This window comes from Streptomyces similanensis, from assembly GCF_039543625.1.
Lineage (GTDB): Bacteria > Actinomycetota > Actinomycetes > Streptomycetales > Streptomycetaceae > Streptomyces > Streptomyces similanensis.
The window spans coordinates 85182-100055 of record NZ_BAABKC010000026.1; the positions used below are offsets into that span (position 1 = coordinate 85182).

Annotated in this window: 18 protein-coding genes and 1 pseudogene; 8 read left to right on the forward strand and 11 right to left on the reverse strand. The window is 72.9% G+C overall.

The annotated features are described in order from the left end of the window. Window positions 1–186: 186 nt before the first annotated feature. The 3 genes from glnII to ABEB07_RS09740 all read right to left on the reverse strand — a co-directional run bounded on the left by glnII (window position 187) and on the right by ABEB07_RS09740 (window position 2599). Window positions 187–1215, reverse strand: coding sequence for a glutamine synthetase (glnII, locus tag ABEB07_RS09730; protein ID WP_164585628.1), 1029 nt, complete (start codon window positions 1213–1215; stop codon window positions 187–189). Between the two features lie 176 nt (window positions 1216–1391). Continuing rightward, on the reverse strand, window positions 1392–2099 hold the full coding sequence (locus ABEB07_RS09735; RefSeq protein WP_345667886.1) for an RlpA-like double-psi beta-barrel domain-containing protein: 708 nt from the start codon (window positions 2097–2099) through the stop codon (window positions 1392–1394). Between the two features lie 137 nt (window positions 2100–2236). Further along, window positions 2237–2599 (reverse strand): ArsC/Spx/MgsR family protein, encoded by a 363-nt coding sequence (locus ABEB07_RS09740; RefSeq protein ID WP_345667887.1) that lies wholly within the window; start codon window positions 2597–2599, stop codon window positions 2237–2239. A 235-nt stretch (window positions 2600–2834) separates the two neighbouring features. On the opposite strand from ABEB07_RS09740, the gene ABEB07_RS09745 reads away from it, so the two are divergent. After that, window positions 2835–3683 carry a polysaccharide deacetylase family protein gene (locus ABEB07_RS09745; RefSeq protein ID WP_345667888.1) on the forward strand — a complete coding sequence of 283 codons (849 nt, stop codon included), beginning with the start codon at window positions 2835–2837 and terminating at the stop codon, window positions 3681–3683. A gap of 195 nt (window positions 3684–3878) precedes the next feature. Then, entirely contained in the window at window positions 3879–4193 is a 315-nt protein-coding gene (locus ABEB07_RS09750) for a hypothetical protein (RefSeq protein ID WP_345667889.1), read from the forward strand. Between the two features lie 67 nt (window positions 4194–4260). Here the strand turns inward: ABEB07_RS09750 and ABEB07_RS09755 are convergent, their stop codons facing one another. The 5 genes from ABEB07_RS09755 to ABEB07_RS09775 all read right to left on the reverse strand — a co-directional run bounded on the left by ABEB07_RS09755 (window position 4261) and on the right by ABEB07_RS09775 (window position 9816). Beyond that, complete coding sequence (locus ABEB07_RS09755) at window positions 4261–5439, reverse strand: winged helix DNA-binding domain-containing protein (protein WP_345667890.1); 1179 nt, start codon at window positions 5437–5439, stop codon at window positions 4261–4263. Between the two features lie 114 nt (window positions 5440–5553). Next, a complete protein-coding gene (locus ABEB07_RS09760) occupies window positions 5554–7281 on the reverse strand; it encodes an alpha/beta fold hydrolase (RefSeq protein ID WP_345667891.1) in 1728 nt (575 codons plus the stop codon). 92 nt (window positions 7282–7373) lie between these two features. Further along, a complete protein-coding gene (pspAB, locus tag ABEB07_RS09765) occupies window positions 7374–7958 on the reverse strand; it encodes a PspA-associated protein PspAB (RefSeq protein WP_176148679.1) in 585 nt (194 codons plus the stop codon). Between the two features lie 2 nt (window positions 7959–7960). Next, a complete protein-coding gene (gene htpX / locus ABEB07_RS09770) occupies window positions 7961–8884 on the reverse strand; it encodes a zinc metalloprotease HtpX (protein ID WP_176148678.1) in 924 nt (307 codons plus the stop codon). 80 nt (window positions 8885–8964) lie between these two features. Further along, a complete protein-coding gene (locus ABEB07_RS09775; RefSeq protein WP_345667892.1) occupies window positions 8965–9816 on the reverse strand; it encodes an SDR family oxidoreductase in 852 nt (283 codons plus the stop codon). 92 nt (window positions 9817–9908) lie between these two features. Between ABEB07_RS09775 and ABEB07_RS09780 the strand changes: the two genes are divergently transcribed. Further along, window positions 9909–10286 carry a winged helix-turn-helix transcriptional regulator gene (locus ABEB07_RS09780; protein ID WP_345667893.1) on the forward strand — a complete coding sequence of 126 codons (378 nt, stop codon included), beginning with the start codon at window positions 9909–9911 and terminating at the stop codon, window positions 10284–10286. 58 nt (window positions 10287–10344) lie between these two features. Here the strand turns inward: ABEB07_RS09780 and ABEB07_RS09785 are convergent, their stop codons facing one another. After that, window positions 10345–10608 (reverse strand): SCO2583/SCO2584 N-terminal domain-containing protein, encoded by a 264-nt coding sequence (locus tag ABEB07_RS09785; RefSeq protein ID WP_176148675.1) that lies wholly within the window; start codon window positions 10606–10608, stop codon window positions 10345–10347. A 245-nt stretch (window positions 10609–10853) separates the two neighbouring features. Between ABEB07_RS09785 and ABEB07_RS09790 the strand changes: the two genes are divergently transcribed. From ABEB07_RS09790 to ABEB07_RS09800, 3 genes are all read left to right on the forward strand, one after another. Then, the gene (locus ABEB07_RS09790) at window positions 10854–11099 is read left to right on the forward strand and encodes a hypothetical protein (protein WP_345667894.1); all 246 of its coding nucleotides are present in this window, start codon (window positions 10854–10856) and stop codon (window positions 11097–11099) included. 133 nt (window positions 11100–11232) lie between these two features. Continuing rightward, window positions 11233–11499: a ribbon-helix-helix domain-containing protein gene (locus ABEB07_RS09795; protein ID WP_345667895.1), complete on the forward strand. Its 267-nt coding sequence runs from the start codon at window positions 11233–11235 to the stop codon at window positions 11497–11499. Next, window positions 11496–11939 carry a PIN domain-containing protein gene (locus ABEB07_RS09800; protein ID WP_345667896.1) on the forward strand — a complete coding sequence of 148 codons (444 nt, stop codon included), beginning with the start codon at window positions 11496–11498 and terminating at the stop codon, window positions 11937–11939. Before ABEB07_RS09795 ends, ABEB07_RS09800 begins: the two co-directional genes overlap by 4 nt. A 23-nt stretch (window positions 11940–11962) precedes the next feature. Here ABEB07_RS09800 and ABEB07_RS09805 read toward each other — a convergent pair whose 3' ends face one another. Both ABEB07_RS09805 and ABEB07_RS09810 read right to left on the reverse strand, forming a co-directional pair. Continuing rightward, entirely contained in the window at window positions 11963–12412 is a 450-nt protein-coding gene (locus tag ABEB07_RS09805; RefSeq protein ID WP_345667911.1) for a hypothetical protein, read from the reverse strand. Between the two features lie 172 nt (window positions 12413–12584). Then, window positions 12585–12929: pseudogene (locus ABEB07_RS09810) on the reverse strand (ATP-binding protein); the annotation flags it as partial. Between the two features lie 92 nt (window positions 12930–13021). Here ABEB07_RS09810 and ABEB07_RS09815 point away from each other — a divergent pair. Together ABEB07_RS09815 and ABEB07_RS09820 are read left to right on the forward strand one after the other, a co-directional pair. Then, window positions 13022–14308 carry a helix-turn-helix domain-containing protein gene (locus ABEB07_RS09815; RefSeq protein WP_345667898.1) on the forward strand — a complete coding sequence of 429 codons (1287 nt, stop codon included), beginning with the start codon at window positions 13022–13024 and terminating at the stop codon, window positions 14306–14308. Further along, window positions 14305–14859, forward strand: a complete 555-nt coding sequence (locus tag ABEB07_RS09820) for a flavoprotein (RefSeq protein WP_345667899.1) — start codon at window positions 14305–14307, stop codon at window positions 14857–14859. The genes ABEB07_RS09815 and ABEB07_RS09820 overlap by 4 nt, the downstream gene beginning before the upstream one ends. Window positions 14860–14874 lie beyond the last annotated feature (15 nt).

The following is a 14874-nucleotide window of genomic DNA, read 5'->3' on the forward strand; positions in this document are numbered from 1 at the left end:
ATCCGGGCCGATCAGGGCTTCGGCGCGGACGGCCGGGCCCGAGGGGCCGTCCCACAGTGTGGACGGCTGGACGCCGGACGCGTGCGGAACCGGATCCCCGCGGGCAGGCGGAAAGGGTCCCCGCGGGCATGCGGAAGGGGCGCCCACCTGGCGGTGAGCGCCCCGTCACGGCCTCGCGGCCGGGGATCAGACCTGGCCGGCCTTCTCCAGCGCGGTGCAGCAGGTCTCTACCAGCAGCCGCGTCACGACGTACGGGTCGACGTTGGCGTTGGGCCGGCGGTCCTCGATGTAGCCCTTGCCGTCCTTCTCGACCTGCCACGGGATGCGCACCGAGGCGCCGCGGTCGGAGACGCCGTAGGAGTACTCGTTCCACGGGGCGGTCTCGTGCAGGCCGGTGAGGCGGTCGTCGATGCCGGCGCCGTAGTTCTTGACGTGGTCCAGCGGCTTGGAGCCCTCGCCGAGCGCCTCGCACGCGGTGATGATCGCGTCGTAGCCCTCGCGCATCGCCCGGGTGGAGAAGTTGGTGTGCGCGCCGGCGCCGTTCCAGTCGCCCTTGACCGGCTTGGGGTCGAGAGTGGCGGAGACGCCGAAGTCCTCGGCGGTGCGGTAGAGCAGCCAGCGGGCCACCCACAGCTGGTCGGCGACCACCAGCGGCGCGAGCGGGCCGACCTGGAACTCCCACTGGCCCGGCATGACCTCGGCGTTGATGCCGGAGATGCCGAGGCCCGCCGTGAGGCAGTTGTCCAGGTGCGCCTCGACCACGTCGCGGCCGAAGATCTCGTCCGAGCCGACGCCGCAGTAGTAGCCGCCCTGCGCGGCCGGGAAGCCGCCCTCGGGGAAGCCGAGCGGGCGCGCGCCCTTGAAGAAGGTGTACTCCTGCTCGATGCCGAAGATCGGCTCCTGGCCGGCGAACCGCTCGGCGGCCTCGGCGAGCGCGGCACGGGTGTTGGACGCGTGCGGCGTCATGTCGATGTTCAGGACCTCGCACAGGACGAGGACGTCGTCGCCGCCGCGGATCGGGTCGGGGCAGGTGAAGACCGGCTTGAGCACGCGGTCCGAGGCGTGGCCCTTGGCCTGGTTGGTGGAGGACCCGTCGAAACCCCAGATCGGCAGTTCGGCGCCCTTGGCGTCGTCGCCGAGGATCTTCGTCTTGGAACGGAGCTTGGCCGTCGGCTCGGTGCCGTCGATCCAGATGTACTCAGCCTTGAAGCTCACGGGCCACGTCCTTCAGGGTCTCGCTCGGGCGCACTCGCGGGTGCTGCGGCGCTGCGGCACCGGGGCGCCGCCGTTGATGCGGGCAGCATGTCAACGGCCGATTTCCCGTCGGTTGCCCGAGTGTGAACCCCGTGTTACCTGCGGTGGCCGTGGCCCGTCTCACACCGGTCCGGGCCTCACCCCACCTTCTCGATCCGCGCGTGCCGGATCAGGAACTTGCCGGGCTCGCGGACCTGTTCGAAGGCGGCGTCGTTCAGCAGGACGCAACTGCCGGAGACCGAGGTGACCTTGACCGTGGTGGACTTGGCGTTGTCCAGGTTGGTCACCTTCAGCGTCGTACCGGCCGGGAACCGGTCGCTGGAGGCGGCCGGGGCGCCGCCCTCGCCGGAGAGGGTGACGGTGGAGCCGGCGCAGACCTGCTGCCCGGAGGCGCTCCCGCTCCCGGTCCCGCTCCCGGTCCCGCCGTTCTGCGCGGGCGGCGCGCTCCGCTCTCCGCCGGTCTGTGCTCCGCCTCCCGGCGTCTGCCCGCCGTTCTGCGCCTGCGGGCCCGCTGGGGGATCCTGAGCCGACTCCCCGACCGGGCAGCCGGACGCCGCCTGTTTGCGCTTGATCTCCTCGATGACCGCCTCGCGGTTGGCGATCCGGGCCGCCGACTGCGCGTCCGGGTGCGCCCGCTGCCCGTCGATGAACCCCTGGTTGTCGCCGAGGGCGGTGGCCAGCCCCTGACAGGCCGTCGAGTCCCCGGCGGACAGGGTGTGCGGGGCCTCGGGCTGGGCGGCACGGGAGGTGGCCGCCAGGGCGAAGGCCCCGCTGCCCGCCACCGCCGCCGCACCGGCCAGCAGGGCGATCCTCTTCTTCGTGCCGAGCGTTCTCCTGCGCGACATGCGCGCCTCCTGAAGGGCTGGGGGAGCGTACGCCGCTATGTACGGGAGGCCGAACGGGGTTGCTCAGCCCGCCTGCGCACCGGCCGAAGTAACCTGTGTCACAGGTGAGTTGGCGAGTGGGCGAGTGGCCGGGCGGGTCAGCCGCGGCCGAGGGCGTCGCGCACCGCGTCCTCCGTGCGCGCCACCACCGCCGAGCCGTCGTCGGCCGTGATGATCGGGCGCTGGATCAGCTTCGGGTACTCGGCCAGCGCGGTGACCCAGCGGGCTCGCGCACCGGTGTCCCGCGGCCACTCCTTCAGCCCCAGTTCCTTCGCCTCGGCCTCCTGGGTGCGGGTGATGTCCCAGGGCTCCAGCCCGAGCCGTTCGAGCACCGCCCGGATCTCGTCCTCGGTCGGCACGTCCTCCAGATAGCGGCGGACGGTGTAGTCGGCGCCCTCGGCGTCGAGCAGGCCGATGGCGCTGCGGCACTTGGAACAGGCGGGGTTGATCCAGATCTCCATGCGCCCACGGTAGCCACCGAACACCTGTCCCATCCGTACGCGTACCGTTCCCCTGACCAAGATCGGCACGGCAGGCACAGGGGGACCGGCGATGAGCTGGCGCGACGGACGGAACGGGACGGGCGGCGGGACGGGCGAGACGGGCGGCGAGACGGACCGGGCGGGCGGGTCCGGCCGAGGGGGCTGGAGTGGTCCGGGCGGGTCCCGTCGGCGGCGGTACGGGGCGCTGGCGGGCGTGGTCGCCGTGGCCCTGACGGCGGGCGGCTGCGGAGGCGACGGCGGAAGCGGTGGGGGCGGCGGGAGCGGCGGCGGCCGGGCCGGGGCCACCGACTCCGCCCACCCCTCCGCGTCCCCGGGCGGAGCCCACCGCGCCGCGCCGGGAGTCAGCGCCGCGACCTGGCGCAAGTGGGGTCTCAAGCCGCTGCCCGCCGCTCCGGAGCCCCCGGCCGACAAGCCCGTCAAACTCTCCGCCACCGGGCCCGTCCCGGTCCTCGCGCACATACCGACCTCGAAGAAGGTCGTCTTCATCACCGTCGACGACGGGCAGGAGAAGGACCCGAAATTCATAGCGATGATGCGGGACCTGAAGATACCGATCACGCTCTTCCTGATGAACGACGCCGTCAAGTCGGACTACGCCTACTTCAAACCGCTCCAGGCGCTGGGCGACCACATCCAGAACCACACCCTGCACCACCCGGTGATGAACACCCTCCCGCTCGCCCGGCAGAAGGAGGAGGTCTGCGGCGACCAGCGGATCCTCACCGAGCGGTACGGCGTCGCGCCGCTGCTGTTCCGCCCGCCCTACGGCGCGTACGACGCGCGCACCAGGACGGCCGTGGCCGAGTGCGGGCCCCGGGCGATCGTCTGGTGGCGGGAGTCCATGCAGATCAAGAACATGCAGTACCAGACGGCCGACAAGAAGCTGCGGCCCGGCGACATCATCCTCGCCCACTTCCGCGGGCCGAGTGAACTCAAGGGCACCACGATGACGGAGATGTTCGCCAACATGCTGCGGCACATACGCGAACAGGGCTTCGCGGTGGCCCGTCTGGAGGACTACATCCAACCGCCGGCACGCTAGCCGTGTTCGATTTTCCGCCGCCTCAGAACCCTCACGCGGCACACGGGTGACGGAGCACAAATTCACGTCCCCACCAGGTAATTTACTCCTCCCCGTGACCCCCCGGATGTCAGTGTCCGGCAGTACACTGGAAGCAGTGTTCGAGGGGGTCGCCGGGGGGTCCGCGCGGCGCCCGCACGCGACAGGAGGATGCCCGTGCCCGCTGCCGCACTGAAGCCGAGGCCGTTGCCGACCCAGTCCACCGCGAGGCGTTCCGTCCCGCTCGACTCGCCCTACGAGCCGCTGTCCAAAACGCCGTTGCCGGCCGGCCGGCCGCGCGAGTGGTACGTCACGCACAACCGCCGCCTCAAGGCGATGCGGCTCGCCATCGCCCTGCTCGACTCCGGTGTCCACCTGCCGGTCCAGGCCCGCGACGAGACGATCCGCAGCACCGCCGAACTCATCGGCGTACACCCGCCGTCGGCCACCACCTGCCACATGGTGCGGGCCCTGATGCGCTACGCGCGCTGACCCGCCGCCGGGCGCCCCACTCCCGAGGGGCGCCCGGCGCGGTGCGGCCGCCCGGCGCGCGGACGCCTCAGGCCGCCAACTCCCGCTCCAGCGGCGTACGGAAGCGCGGCGTCACCCGCGTGCCGCCCAGCGCCCGGCGCAGCAGCTCGGCCCGCTCCGCGACGGCGGTCTCCGCCTCCCGGCCGAGCCCCTCGGCGTCCAGCAGCCGCCAGACGATCTCGCCGTCCGGCCGCTGCGCCCAGCCGCCGACCACCCGGCCGTTCCACCACACCGTCGGACCGACGTTGCCGCTGCGGTCGAACAGCGCGGGCCGCAGCCCGGGCGCCAGGTACCAGTCGCGCTGCTGCCAGCCCATCGCCGTCGGGTCCAGGGCGGGCAGCAGCGCCGCCCAGGGCCGCTCCGGCGCGGTCACCGGCTCCGCGTCGCCCGCGACCACGTACCCCGTGCCCTCGTCCAGGGACACCGGCCGCGCGCCCAGCGCTTCGAGCGCCCGCCGCACCTCCGCGGCCCGCCACCCCGTCCACCACTTCAGGTCCGCCTCGGTGGCCGGGCCGCAGACCGCCAGCCAGCGCCCCAGCAGTTCGCGCTGCGCGTCCGCGACGTCCAGCTCCCGGTGCGCGGGCGCGAGCGCCCAGCGGAACTGCGTGGACGTCCAGGAGCCGAGCGGCCGGCCCCGCACCACCTTGCCCTCCACCCCCAGCAGCCGCAGCAGCCGCGAGGAGACGGTGTGCACGCCCTCGTAACTCTTGCCGGGCGCGTACGCGAACCGCTCGCGCAGCCGCGGCTCGTCCTCGGCGAGTTCGGCCGCCGTGGCCTGGCCGCGCCGGGCCAGCGCCGCGAGCGCCGACTCCTCGACCTCCTTCAGCCAGGCCGCGTCCGGCGCGCCCGCCGCCGCCATGTCCCTGACCAGCTTGGCCCGGGCGCGGGCGGCCACGGCGAGGCCGGTCGACGCGTGCACCACGGCCGTCAGCGCGGCCGGGAACACGAACACCGTGTCGCGCATGCCGTGCATCCGCACCAGCGTGCGGTCCTCGTACAGCGCCCGCTCGGTCGCGGACACCGCCTGGGCCGGGTCCGTCAGCCGCGCGCCCACCCCCAGGAACACCGTCGTCGGGTCCGAGCCGTGCAGCGCCACCAGCCGGTCGGCGACCTCCTCCGGGCCCGCCGCGCCCGCCCCGGCGGCCAGCCCGTGCCGCAGCGCCAGCCGCGCCCGCCGCTCCACCACGCCGATGTGCCGCTCTCCCATGGATGCCCCCTCGGTCCCGCGCCATCCGCCGCCGCGCCGTCATCGTCCCTACGGCATCCTCGCCGACCCCACTGACATCCGCCCCGCACCGCAGCCGCACGACGGCCCCCGCGCTCAGCCGCCGTAGCGCTCCAGCAGCCCGCTCACGTACGCCGCCAGCCGGTCGGCCAGCACCTCGGGGGTGAGGTCGGTGCGGCCCAGCTCGCGCCACGGCCCGGCCAGCTTGGCCGCGTCGGGGCAGTAGTGCAGGGCGTCCAGCAGCCGCCAGTACAGATGGTCGGGCCCGTCGGCGAGACGCCGTCCGCCGAGGGCCTCGTACCGCTCCCGGAACCCGAGGCCGTGCTCGGGGCCGTGCAGCAGCGCCAGCGCGGTCGAACAGTGGGCGACGTCCAGGTCGGCCGGACCCCAGGAGGTCTCCCCCCAGTCCACGACCCCGGACACCCGCAGGTCCGCGCCGTCCCCGGAGAACAGCACGTTGCCCGGATGGTAGTCCCGGTGCAGGAAGCAGCCCTCGTACGCGGGCGGTTCGCGGCGCAGTACCGCCACCGCCCGTTCCCACACCGCCCCCGGCGGCGCCTGCACCCGCTCCGGCGCCGTCCACGCCTCGTAGCGGCGCGGCCGCGCGTCCGGTACGACGGCGTGGACGCGCCCGAGCTGCGCGGCGAGCAGATCCAGCCGCCGGCCCAGGTCAGACCCCTCGCGCCCCTCGCCCCCCTGGTCTCCTTCGCCCCGCTCGTCCCGCTCATCCCGCTCGTCCACTCGCACGCGGCCCGGCAGCCTGGTCATCAGCAGGCTGGGGTGGTCGCAGTGCTCGGCGGCCGCGTCGACGGCGACGGGCAGCGGGGCCGGGACGCCGTCCCGGTCGGCCAGCAGGGCGAGGACGGTGGCCTCCCGGGCCAGCAGGGCGGGAGCGTGGCGGCGGAAGAACGGCTTCACGAACGTCCGCAGCACCAGCGACGCGCCGTCGTCCAGCGTCAGCGCCCGCATCTGGGAGCTCCAGCCGCCGCGCAGCGCGCTCCTGCCGGTGACCGCGCGGCCCGGCGGCAGCTGCGCGGCCACCCACGCCCTGGTCGCCGTCCAGCCGCCGTCGCCGAACCCGGTCAGCAGCGCCGTCACCAGCTCGCGTCGCGCGCCGGGCCGGTCGTGCAGCCACTGGCCCAGCCCGTGATCGGCCTCGGGCAGGTCGAGACGGCTGTACTGGGCGCGGGCGGCGAGGGCGTCCTGCACGGCCTCCGTGACGGCGGGCGGGATGACGGCGTCCGTGCCGGGCACGACGAGCACCGCCCGGCCCGCGTACGCCCGCAGGGCGTCCAGCGCGGGCGCGCTACGCCAGCTCCCGGGCCGCCGGATGATGGCGCTGAAGGGCCCGTCCCCGTCGCCGAACGGCACGTCCCACGCGGCGGCCGCGTACACCGCGGGCGCGGCGAGGCCGAGGGCCGCCACCCGCCGTCCGTAGTGCCGGACCAGATCGGCCGCGGTCTGCCCGCTCATGCTGAACCCGACCAGGACCAGCGGCCCGCCGGCCGGCGTGTGCGCGTCGATCACCGACACCGCCTGCTCGAACCGCCGGCGCAGACTCAGCTCGCGCAGCGCGCCGCTGCTGCCGCCGTGCCCGGAGAAGTCGAACGCGAGACCCCGGCAGTCGCGGCCGGCGAACTCGGCGAGCAGCGGCAGCAGCCGCTCCTTGCGGCCCGCTCCGGCGCCGTGCAGCAGTACGACGGTGGGCCGCGCGTCCGGCGCACCATCGGGGCCGCCGGGGGTGTGCACGCCGCTGAGCTGTTCGCCGTCGTGGTCGTGGAGGAAGGGGAGGAAGGGGACGAGGTGCGCGGACGTCGTGCTCATGGCACCCATTCACGCACGCGGCGCGCGGCGAGAGGGCCGTATGCGGAAGATCGCCGAAGGCGTCCCCGTCCGGCGGAGCGACCAGGGCGGGCTCACAGCCCCGGAGCGCCCCACACCGGGAACCAGCGGCTCAGGTCCTCCTCCATGCGCAGGTCGTCGGCGAGGACTCCCTTCAGCTGGATCTCCAGGGCGTTGTCGCGCCGCTGCGCCTGGCCGGGCAGCGGGGCGAACGGGTAGAACGAACCCCGCTTGTACAGGTACACCAGCGCCAGCCGGCGGCCGGTGTCGTCGTGGAAGCCGGCTAGGGAGCACAGCAGCTGGGGGCCGAAGCCGCTCGCCTCCAGGGCGCTGTTCACCGCGTGCAGGTCGTTGACCAGCTCGACCAGCTGGTCGGGGGCGCGGCGGGAGACCAGCCAGGAGTAGCCGTAGGCGTCCTGGACGCGCTCCACCGGCGGCCCGGTGCGGCCGGCGTCGGCGTCCAGGAGCGCCTGGGCCTCGCGGTGGGCCTGCGCGAAGGCGGCGCCCTCGACCGTGGCGAAGCAGACCGCGCCCTGCCCGGTCGGGGTGAAGCCGGCCGCCGCCTCCAGCGTCACCGCGGCCGACGGCAGCCCGAACAACTGGTCGAGATCGGGCGGGGCGGGTTTCGTACGGCCGAGCAGGATGTCCAGCAGCCCCATCCTCAGCCCGCCTTCCCCGGCGCGGCGGCCTCGCCCAGCTCGGCGGAGATCCGCCCGAGCTGCGCGAGCCGCTGCTCCAGGCTCGGGTGGGTGGAGAAGAGGCGGGCGACGCCGGGCTCGGAACCCAGCGCCGGGGTGAAGTAGAAGGCGTTGAAGGCCTGCGCGGTGCGCAGGTCCTCGGAGGGGATCCGGGCGATGTCACCGGTGACCTTGGTCAGCGCGGAGGCCAGCGCCGAGGGCCGCCCGGTCAGCTGGGCCGCCGCCCGGTCCGCGGCCAGCTCCCGGTACCGGGACAGCGCCCGGATCAGCAGGAAGCTGATGGCGTAGACGGCCGCCGAGACGGCCATCACCATGGCGAACACGGCCACCGTGTTCTGGTCCTTGCGGCCCCGGCCGCCGAACAGCTCCGAGTAGAAGGCGAACCGCACGACCAGTCCCGCGATGACGCCGAGGAAGGACGCGACCGTGATCACGGCGACGTCCTTGTGCGCCACGTGCGACAGCTCGTGCGCGAGCACGCCCTCCAGCTCCGCCGGTTCGAGCCGGCGCAGCAGCCCCGTGGTCACGCAGACCACGGCGTTGTCGGGATTGCGCCCGGTGGCGAACGCGTTGGGCATGTCCACGTTGGAGACGGCGACCACCGGTTTCGGCATGTCGGCCATCGCGCACAGCCGGTCGACCACCGCGTGCAGCTCCGGGTACTCGTCCCGCTCCACCACCCGGCCGTGCATCGCGAACAGCGCGATCCGGTCGGAGAACCAGTACTGGGCGAGCAGGGCGGCGGCGGCGACCACCACGACCAGCACCCAGGACTTCAGCAACACGATCAACGCGGCGACGAACGCCACGTACAGCAACCCGAGCAGGAACAGCGTGACCCCCATGCGCACGGTCAGCCGCCGGTCGCTCCGGAAGCGGCTCTGCATCTTGCATCACCCCGCAGTCAGGCACTCGTCCCGACTCCAGTGTGCACCTGCCGCCGCCCGGGGCGAATGGTCCGTACGGCCTAGACCCGGTCCGCGCGGAAAGCGGCGACGTTGCGGGCGGCCCAGGCGGAGAAGGGGCGCGGGGCGCGGCCGAGGACGCGCTCGACGTCCGGGCCGACGCGCAGTTCGGCCGGGTTCGGCGCGCCGAGGATGTCCAGGGTGTCGTCGGCGAGCTCGGCCGGCATAACCCGGCTCATGGCGGCCCTGGCCTCGGCGCGGGTCAGCTCGTGGAACCGCACCGGCGTGCCCAGCGCGTCGGCGATCGCGGCCGCCTGTTGGCGCGGTGTGATCACCTCGGGGCCGGTCAGCTCGTACACACCGCCGGCGTGCCGGTCCTCCAGCAGGCAGGCCGCCGCGACCGCCGCGATGTCCGCCGGGTCGACGATCGGTACGCCGACGTCGCCGAAGGGCGCGGCGACGAGCCCCTGCGCACGGACGGATTCAGCCCACCACAGGGCGTTGGAGGCGAAGCCGCCCGGCCGCAGGACGGCCCACTCCAGACCGGATGCGCGCAGCGTGTCCTCCAGCTCGCGCAGTGCGATCCGCGTCGGCCCGAAGGGCCTGGTCGCCACGCCCTGGCTGGAGAGCAGCACGACCCGCCGTACCCCGGCCGCCGCGGCCTCGGCGATGAGATCGGCGGGGCGGTGCCCGGCGGCGTGCAGGTTTCCGGAGAGCAGCAGGAAGAGCGCCGCCGCCCCGGCCAGCGCGGGCTTCAGCTCGGCCGGCCTGGCCAGGTCGGCCGTCAGATGGCGGACGCCGTCCGGCACCGCCGCCGTGTGCCGGGACACCGCCGTCACCTGCTGTCCCGCCTCGGTCAGCGCCCGCGTCAACGGCCGGCCCACGTTCCCGGTCGCCCCTGTCACCACGATCATGATCAGCTCCTCGTCGGATGTCCTCGGTGGCTCCGACGGTAGGAGGGCGGGCTAACTTTCCGTAAGGACATACCTGAAGGTAAGCTCATGGCATGGCGGGAGGGTCGCAGTACAGAGGGACCGAGTCAGGGGGCCGGTATGACGTGTTTCACACCGACTGCCCCGCGCGCGACATGGTCGACCACGTCACCAGCAGGTGGGGCGTCTGGGTGCTGATCTCCCTGCGGCGCAACGACCTGCGCTTCTTCGAGCTGCGCGAGAGCATCCACGGCATCAGCGAGAAAATGCTCGCCCAGACCCTGCGGGTCCTGGTCCAGGACGGCCTGGTCTGGCGGAAGGTCGAGCCGACCACCCCGCCCCAGGTCACCTACGGCCTGACCGACTTCGGCCGCGAGGTGGGCGAGCCGCTGACCGAACTGTTCGACCGGATCACCCACCGGCTGTCCGCGGACACCGCGCCCGGTACGTAGGTACTTGACGCGGGCCGAGTGCTCAGCGCGGGCCGAGTACTTCACGCGGGCCGAGTGCTCAGCGCAGGCCGTGGGTCTGGGCGTAGCCGAGCAGGACGATCACCGCGGCGACGCAGCCGAGGACCACGGCCGTGGATATCCAGGACGAGCGGCGCGGCGTGACCGGGCCGACCTCGCCGCGGAACGGCACCGGGCCGGGCGGGTTCTCCTTCCAGCGGGCGGCGAGCATCCGCGCCCGGGCGGAGGGCTCCTTGTGCTCGGCGGCCTCCGCCCACCGGTGATCGAACTCGAACTCGCCCTGCACGTCCCCGTGTTCGCTCATCCCCGTTGCCTCTTCCGCTCCTGATACGCCGCCGAGGGATCGTCTCCCGTCAGTAGGAGACGCGCGAAGCGCCGGAAGGTTGCACGGCGGAACGAAGTCCGCCGGCGGTCCCTCGTTCGGCTCAAGATGCCGCGCGGACGGGGGACGGCTAGCCTCGATGAGGAGTGATCGCGCTGCGGCCGCGGCTTCCGTCACGTTCCCCGAACACCCCGAAGCGGCACGAGTGGGTGGAAGGAAGGAATCTCATGAAAGCACCACGCGTGAGGCGCCTCTTCGCGGCGACCGTCGCCGGCGTACTGCTGGCGGGCGGAGCGGCGGCCGGCACGGCCTCCGCCGCCACGCCGGACAAGGCCCCGACCACCACGAGCTACCGCTGCGGCGGCTGGTGGAGCAACTGCGGCTACGGCGGCCGCGGCGGCGGCTTCTACGGCCCGGGCTACGGCTACGGCTATGGCTACGGCGGCGGCAGCACCGTCGTGATCATCGTCTGACCCCGCCCACGACGAACGAGGGCCGCCGTCCCCCTCCAGGGGGCGGCGGCCCTCAGCCGTGCGGCACGGAGCCAGGTCTCCGGCCTGCCCCGCCCCACATCCATCAACCTGGTACATGGACTACGCTTGGTACATGTCCATGAAGCGCACCAACGTCTACGCCGACCCCGACGACCTGGCCATCATCAAGGAGGCCGCCAAGCGCCGGGGCATAAGCGAGGCCGAGATCATCCGCCAGGGCATCCACCTCGCGGCCATGGCGAACCGGGTCTGGGACGAACCGCTGTTCTCCCGGACGTTCGAGGGGCCGGGCAGCACGCTGTCCAAATCGGAGGTCCGCGACACGGTCGCGGAAGCCGTCCGGCGTGAGACCGGCTCGGGTCACGGATCCGCCGCGTGATCATTGTCATCGCCGATACGTCCGGCCTCCTGGCCGCCCTGGACTCGGCTCATCCGGAACACCGGGCGGCGAACGAGGCGATCATGGCAGCGGGCCTGCTGGTGATGTCCCCGCTCCTGCTGGCCGAACTCGATCACGTGGCGACGCGTGAACTCGGCAGGGAAGCCGCCCTCAGCGCGGTTGACGACCTGCGGCGCTGGATGACGCGGGGCCGAGTCGTCATGCCGGAGATCACGGAGGACCACCTGGGCGCCGCCCAGTCCGTCCGTGTCCGCTACCGCGCGCTGGACCTCGACCTCGCCGACGCGGTGAACGTGGCGCTCGCCGCCGACTACGACACCGACGCGATCCTCACCCTCGACCGACGAGACTTCCGGGCCGTACGCCCCCTGGGCCACCACAAGGCGTTCCGGGTACTCCCCGACGATCTTCCGATCTGACCGGTCGGCGGAGTTCAGGCCGGTTAGCTGGAAACCCGCGGCGTCCGGTGCGGGGTGCTGTCGGCTGCTGGAGTTGCTGTGCTTCGCTGCTGTATCGCGGACGCGGGGTGTGTGGCGGCTTCGCTGTGGGCGAGTGGCAGGTGGAGCACGGGGCGGATCGCCCAGGTGATGCGGGTGTTCGAGTGTCTGATGGTCACCGTGCAGGGTTCACGGCGGAGCAGGGCCCGACGCGTCTCGATGCGGTCGTCGTAGAGCCAGGTCCATGCAGCGTCCGAGGCGTCTGCGTCGAGGGCCGGTGAGATCACGCGGAGTGTGACGGACACCCATCGGTCCGCCTGCGATGCCGTGTATGCGTCGAAGGACGCCACGAGGACCGGCCCCTCCGTGCCGCCTCTGACGGTTTCGGTCCAGCACTCGCACCAGTAGCCGGGTCGAAGCCTGACGGTGCCGGTTGCGGCGTTGCCCGGACCCAGGGGGAGGGGATCGGCTGTTTCCGTTTTCGGCGGGGCAGGCCGGGAGATCTCGGCCCAGCACTGCTTTCCGGTGGGGGTCGGCTCGACGCCGTGCCGGTCGGCGAGAGCGGCCACCAGCAGCAGGCCGCGCCCGCTCTCGGCGTCCTCGTCCGGAAGGCCGGGCAGGGGGGGGCAGCGGGCTGGAGTCGCTGACCTCGATGCGCAGGGCGGTCGCGGTGAGGTGAGAGGCCAGGCGGATCCCGTCGGCGCCGGCATGCTGCACCGCGTTCGCGAGCAGTTCGCTGATCAACAGGGCGGCGGTGTGCAGCACCTCGTCGTCCAGTTCCGCGTCCCAGTGCCGTATCCCGTCCACCGCCTGGTGCCGCGCGACGGTGACCGCGTGCGGTGTGGCCGGTACGGACAGAGCGAGCCGGTGTACTGCCATGAGTGACCTTCCTTGCGGTGGTGGCGATGCTGGTGCCACCCCAAGGAACCAGTGGGCCGCTGTGTCCGTTCGGGTGATGCGCGGCTGGAGCATGGGGTATGCAAGAGCTGCATCGAAGCGAAACCCGACTGGTCCGAGCGCCGTTGCCTTGGCAGGATCGGCGGCAGCGGAAGGAGCCGTGGCAGATGGCCGAAGCAGGCGGCGAGGCCCGGCGGATCGGTGAAGTGATGCGCAGGGCAAGGGTGTTGCAGCGGCGCTCGCAGAAGAACGTCGCCGAAGCGCTCGGCTACCACCAGTCCAAGGTCAGCCGCCTGGAGAGCGGACGCGGTGTGGAGGACGTCCGCGTCCTGCGGGCTGTCGCACGGGAACTCGGCATCCCTCCGGCACAGTTGGGACTCACGTCCGCCCCCGATGCCTCCGCTGCCGATTCAAGAACAGAGGTCATGCAACGTCGTACGTTCCTCGCCTCCGGCGTCGCGGCTCTCGTGCCGCCCGCCGCATCAGCCACTGCCGACGACCAACTCGTCCGCGTACTCCTTCCTGGACCAGTCCCGGCAGGCTCCGCCGCTTCGCTCGATACAGACGTCCTGCGTGAACGCGTGGGCGAGGCCCGCAGGCTCTTCCACACCTGTGACTACAAGGCGCTGGAACGCATGCTGCCGGGCCTGATCGCCGACCTGCGACTGGCCGGAGACGACAGGCGAAGCAGCGGCGGAAGCGCTACGGACGAGCTCTCGTCGCTCCTCGCCACGGCGTATCAGACCGCGACCAGTCTGCTGCTCAAGCGGCACGACCAAGGGACCGCCTGGCTCGCCGTCGGCCGTGCGATGGCCGAGGCCGAACGCTCCGGCGACCCGCTGATCCTCGCATCGAGTGTCCGCGTACAGGCTCACGTCCTCGCCCGGGAGAAGCACCAGTCCCAGGCCGTCGTGCTCGTGCACCACACCGCGGACCAGCTCACCGGCTCCTACGACCGCCGCCCTCCGGAGTACCTCGCGGCTGTCGGCCTGCTGCTCCTGCGCGGTGTGACCGCGGCCAGTGGTGCGGGTGACCGTGCCGCCACGGAGGAGTTCCTCACGGAGGCCAGAGAGGTGGCGCGGTATGTCTCGCTCGACCGGCCGGGCGCCTGGGCCAACTTCGACTCCGTCAACGTGGACCTCCATGAAGTGAGCGCACTGGTGGCCCGGGGCGACGCCGGCCTCGCACTCCGAGCAGCCCGTCCGCTCACGCGCCGCCGTATCCCCGTCCCCGAGCGCCGGGCCGCGCTGTGGGTGGAGACCGCCCGCGCCTACAGCCAGCAGGGGCGCCTTGCCGACGGCTACCGGGCCCTGCGCATCGCCGAGACGTGCGCCGCACAGGACGTCCGCCGCCAGGCCGTACGGGACCTCGTCGCCGACATGGCCGCCCGCGCTCATCGCCGTAGCCTTCCTGAGCTGCATCAGTTCAGCCGCCGACTGGAGGTCCCCGCGTGACCGAGCCGACAGCCACGGGCGAGAAGCCCTTCCTCTACGTCGTCGTCTGCGCGTGCGGCATCGCCGCCGACGTCGGCAAGCTGATCACGGCTGCGCAGGGGCGGAACTGGGACGTCGGGGTCGTCGCCACTCCGCAAGGGCTGGCCTTCCTCGACGTCCAGGCCGTCCAGGAGCAGACCGGCTACCCGATCCGTTCCGCCTGGCGCACCCCCGGTGAAGCGCGTCCCCTGCCCCCTGCCGACGCCATCGCCGTCGCCCCGGCCACCTTCAACACGATCAACAAATGGGCGGCGGGTATCTCCGACACCCTCGCTCTCGGCATCCTGTGCGAGGCGTACGGCATAGGCATCCCGGTCGCGGTTCTGCCCTATCTGAACGCGGCCCAAGCGGCCCACCCCGCCTACCGGCGGAGCCTGGCAGGGCTGCGGGAGATGGACGTCCTGATCGGCACCTATGAGCCCCACCGACCCAAGGCCGGCGGCGGTGCGGAGCACTTCCGGTGGGAGGAGGCTTTGGACCTGCTGGCGCCGCGGCTCGGTCCGAGGCCATGAGGCGTCACCCGCCGA

What these genes read in the sequence shown, in the direction of transcription:
- ABEB07_RS09735 (WP_345667886.1), bottom strand. Translation starts at nt 2,099, where the DNA reads ATGTCGCGCAGGAGAACGCTCGGCACGAAGAAGAGGATCGCCCTGCTG.
- ABEB07_RS09740 (WP_345667887.1), bottom strand. Translation starts at nt 2,599, where the DNA reads ATGGAGATCTGGATCAACCCCGCCTGTTCCAAGTGCCGCAGCGCCATC.
- ABEB07_RS09755 (WP_345667890.1), bottom strand. Translation starts at nt 5,439, where the DNA reads ATGGGAGAGCGGCACATCGGCGTGGTGGAGCGGCGGGCGCGGCTGGCG.
- ABEB07_RS09760 (WP_345667891.1), bottom strand. Translation starts at nt 7,281, where the DNA reads ATGAGCACGACGTCCGCGCACCTCGTCCCCTTCCTCCCCTTCCTCCAC.
- pspAB (WP_176148679.1), bottom strand. Translation starts at nt 7,958, where the DNA reads ATGGGGCTGCTGGACATCCTGCTCGGCCGTACGAAACCCGCCCCGCCC.
- htpX (WP_176148678.1), bottom strand. Translation starts at nt 8,884, where the DNA reads ATGCAGAGCCGCTTCCGGAGCGACCGGCGGCTGACCGTGCGCATGGGG.
- ABEB07_RS09775 (WP_345667892.1), bottom strand. Translation starts at nt 9,816, where the DNA reads ATGATCGTGGTGACAGGGGCGACCGGGAACGTGGGCCGGCCGTTGACG.
- ABEB07_RS09780 (WP_345667893.1), top strand. Translation starts at nt 9,909, where the DNA reads ATGGCGGGAGGGTCGCAGTACAGAGGGACCGAGTCAGGGGGCCGGTAT.
- ABEB07_RS09785 (WP_176148675.1), bottom strand. Translation starts at nt 10,608, where the DNA reads ATGAGCGAACACGGGGACGTGCAGGGCGAGTTCGAGTTCGATCACCGG.
- ABEB07_RS09790 (WP_345667894.1), top strand. Translation starts at nt 10,854, where the DNA reads ATGAAAGCACCACGCGTGAGGCGCCTCTTCGCGGCGACCGTCGCCGGC.
- ABEB07_RS09795 (WP_345667895.1), top strand. Translation starts at nt 11,233, where the DNA reads ATGTCCATGAAGCGCACCAACGTCTACGCCGACCCCGACGACCTGGCC.
- ABEB07_RS09815 (WP_345667898.1), top strand. Translation starts at nt 13,022, where the DNA reads ATGGCCGAAGCAGGCGGCGAGGCCCGGCGGATCGGTGAAGTGATGCGC.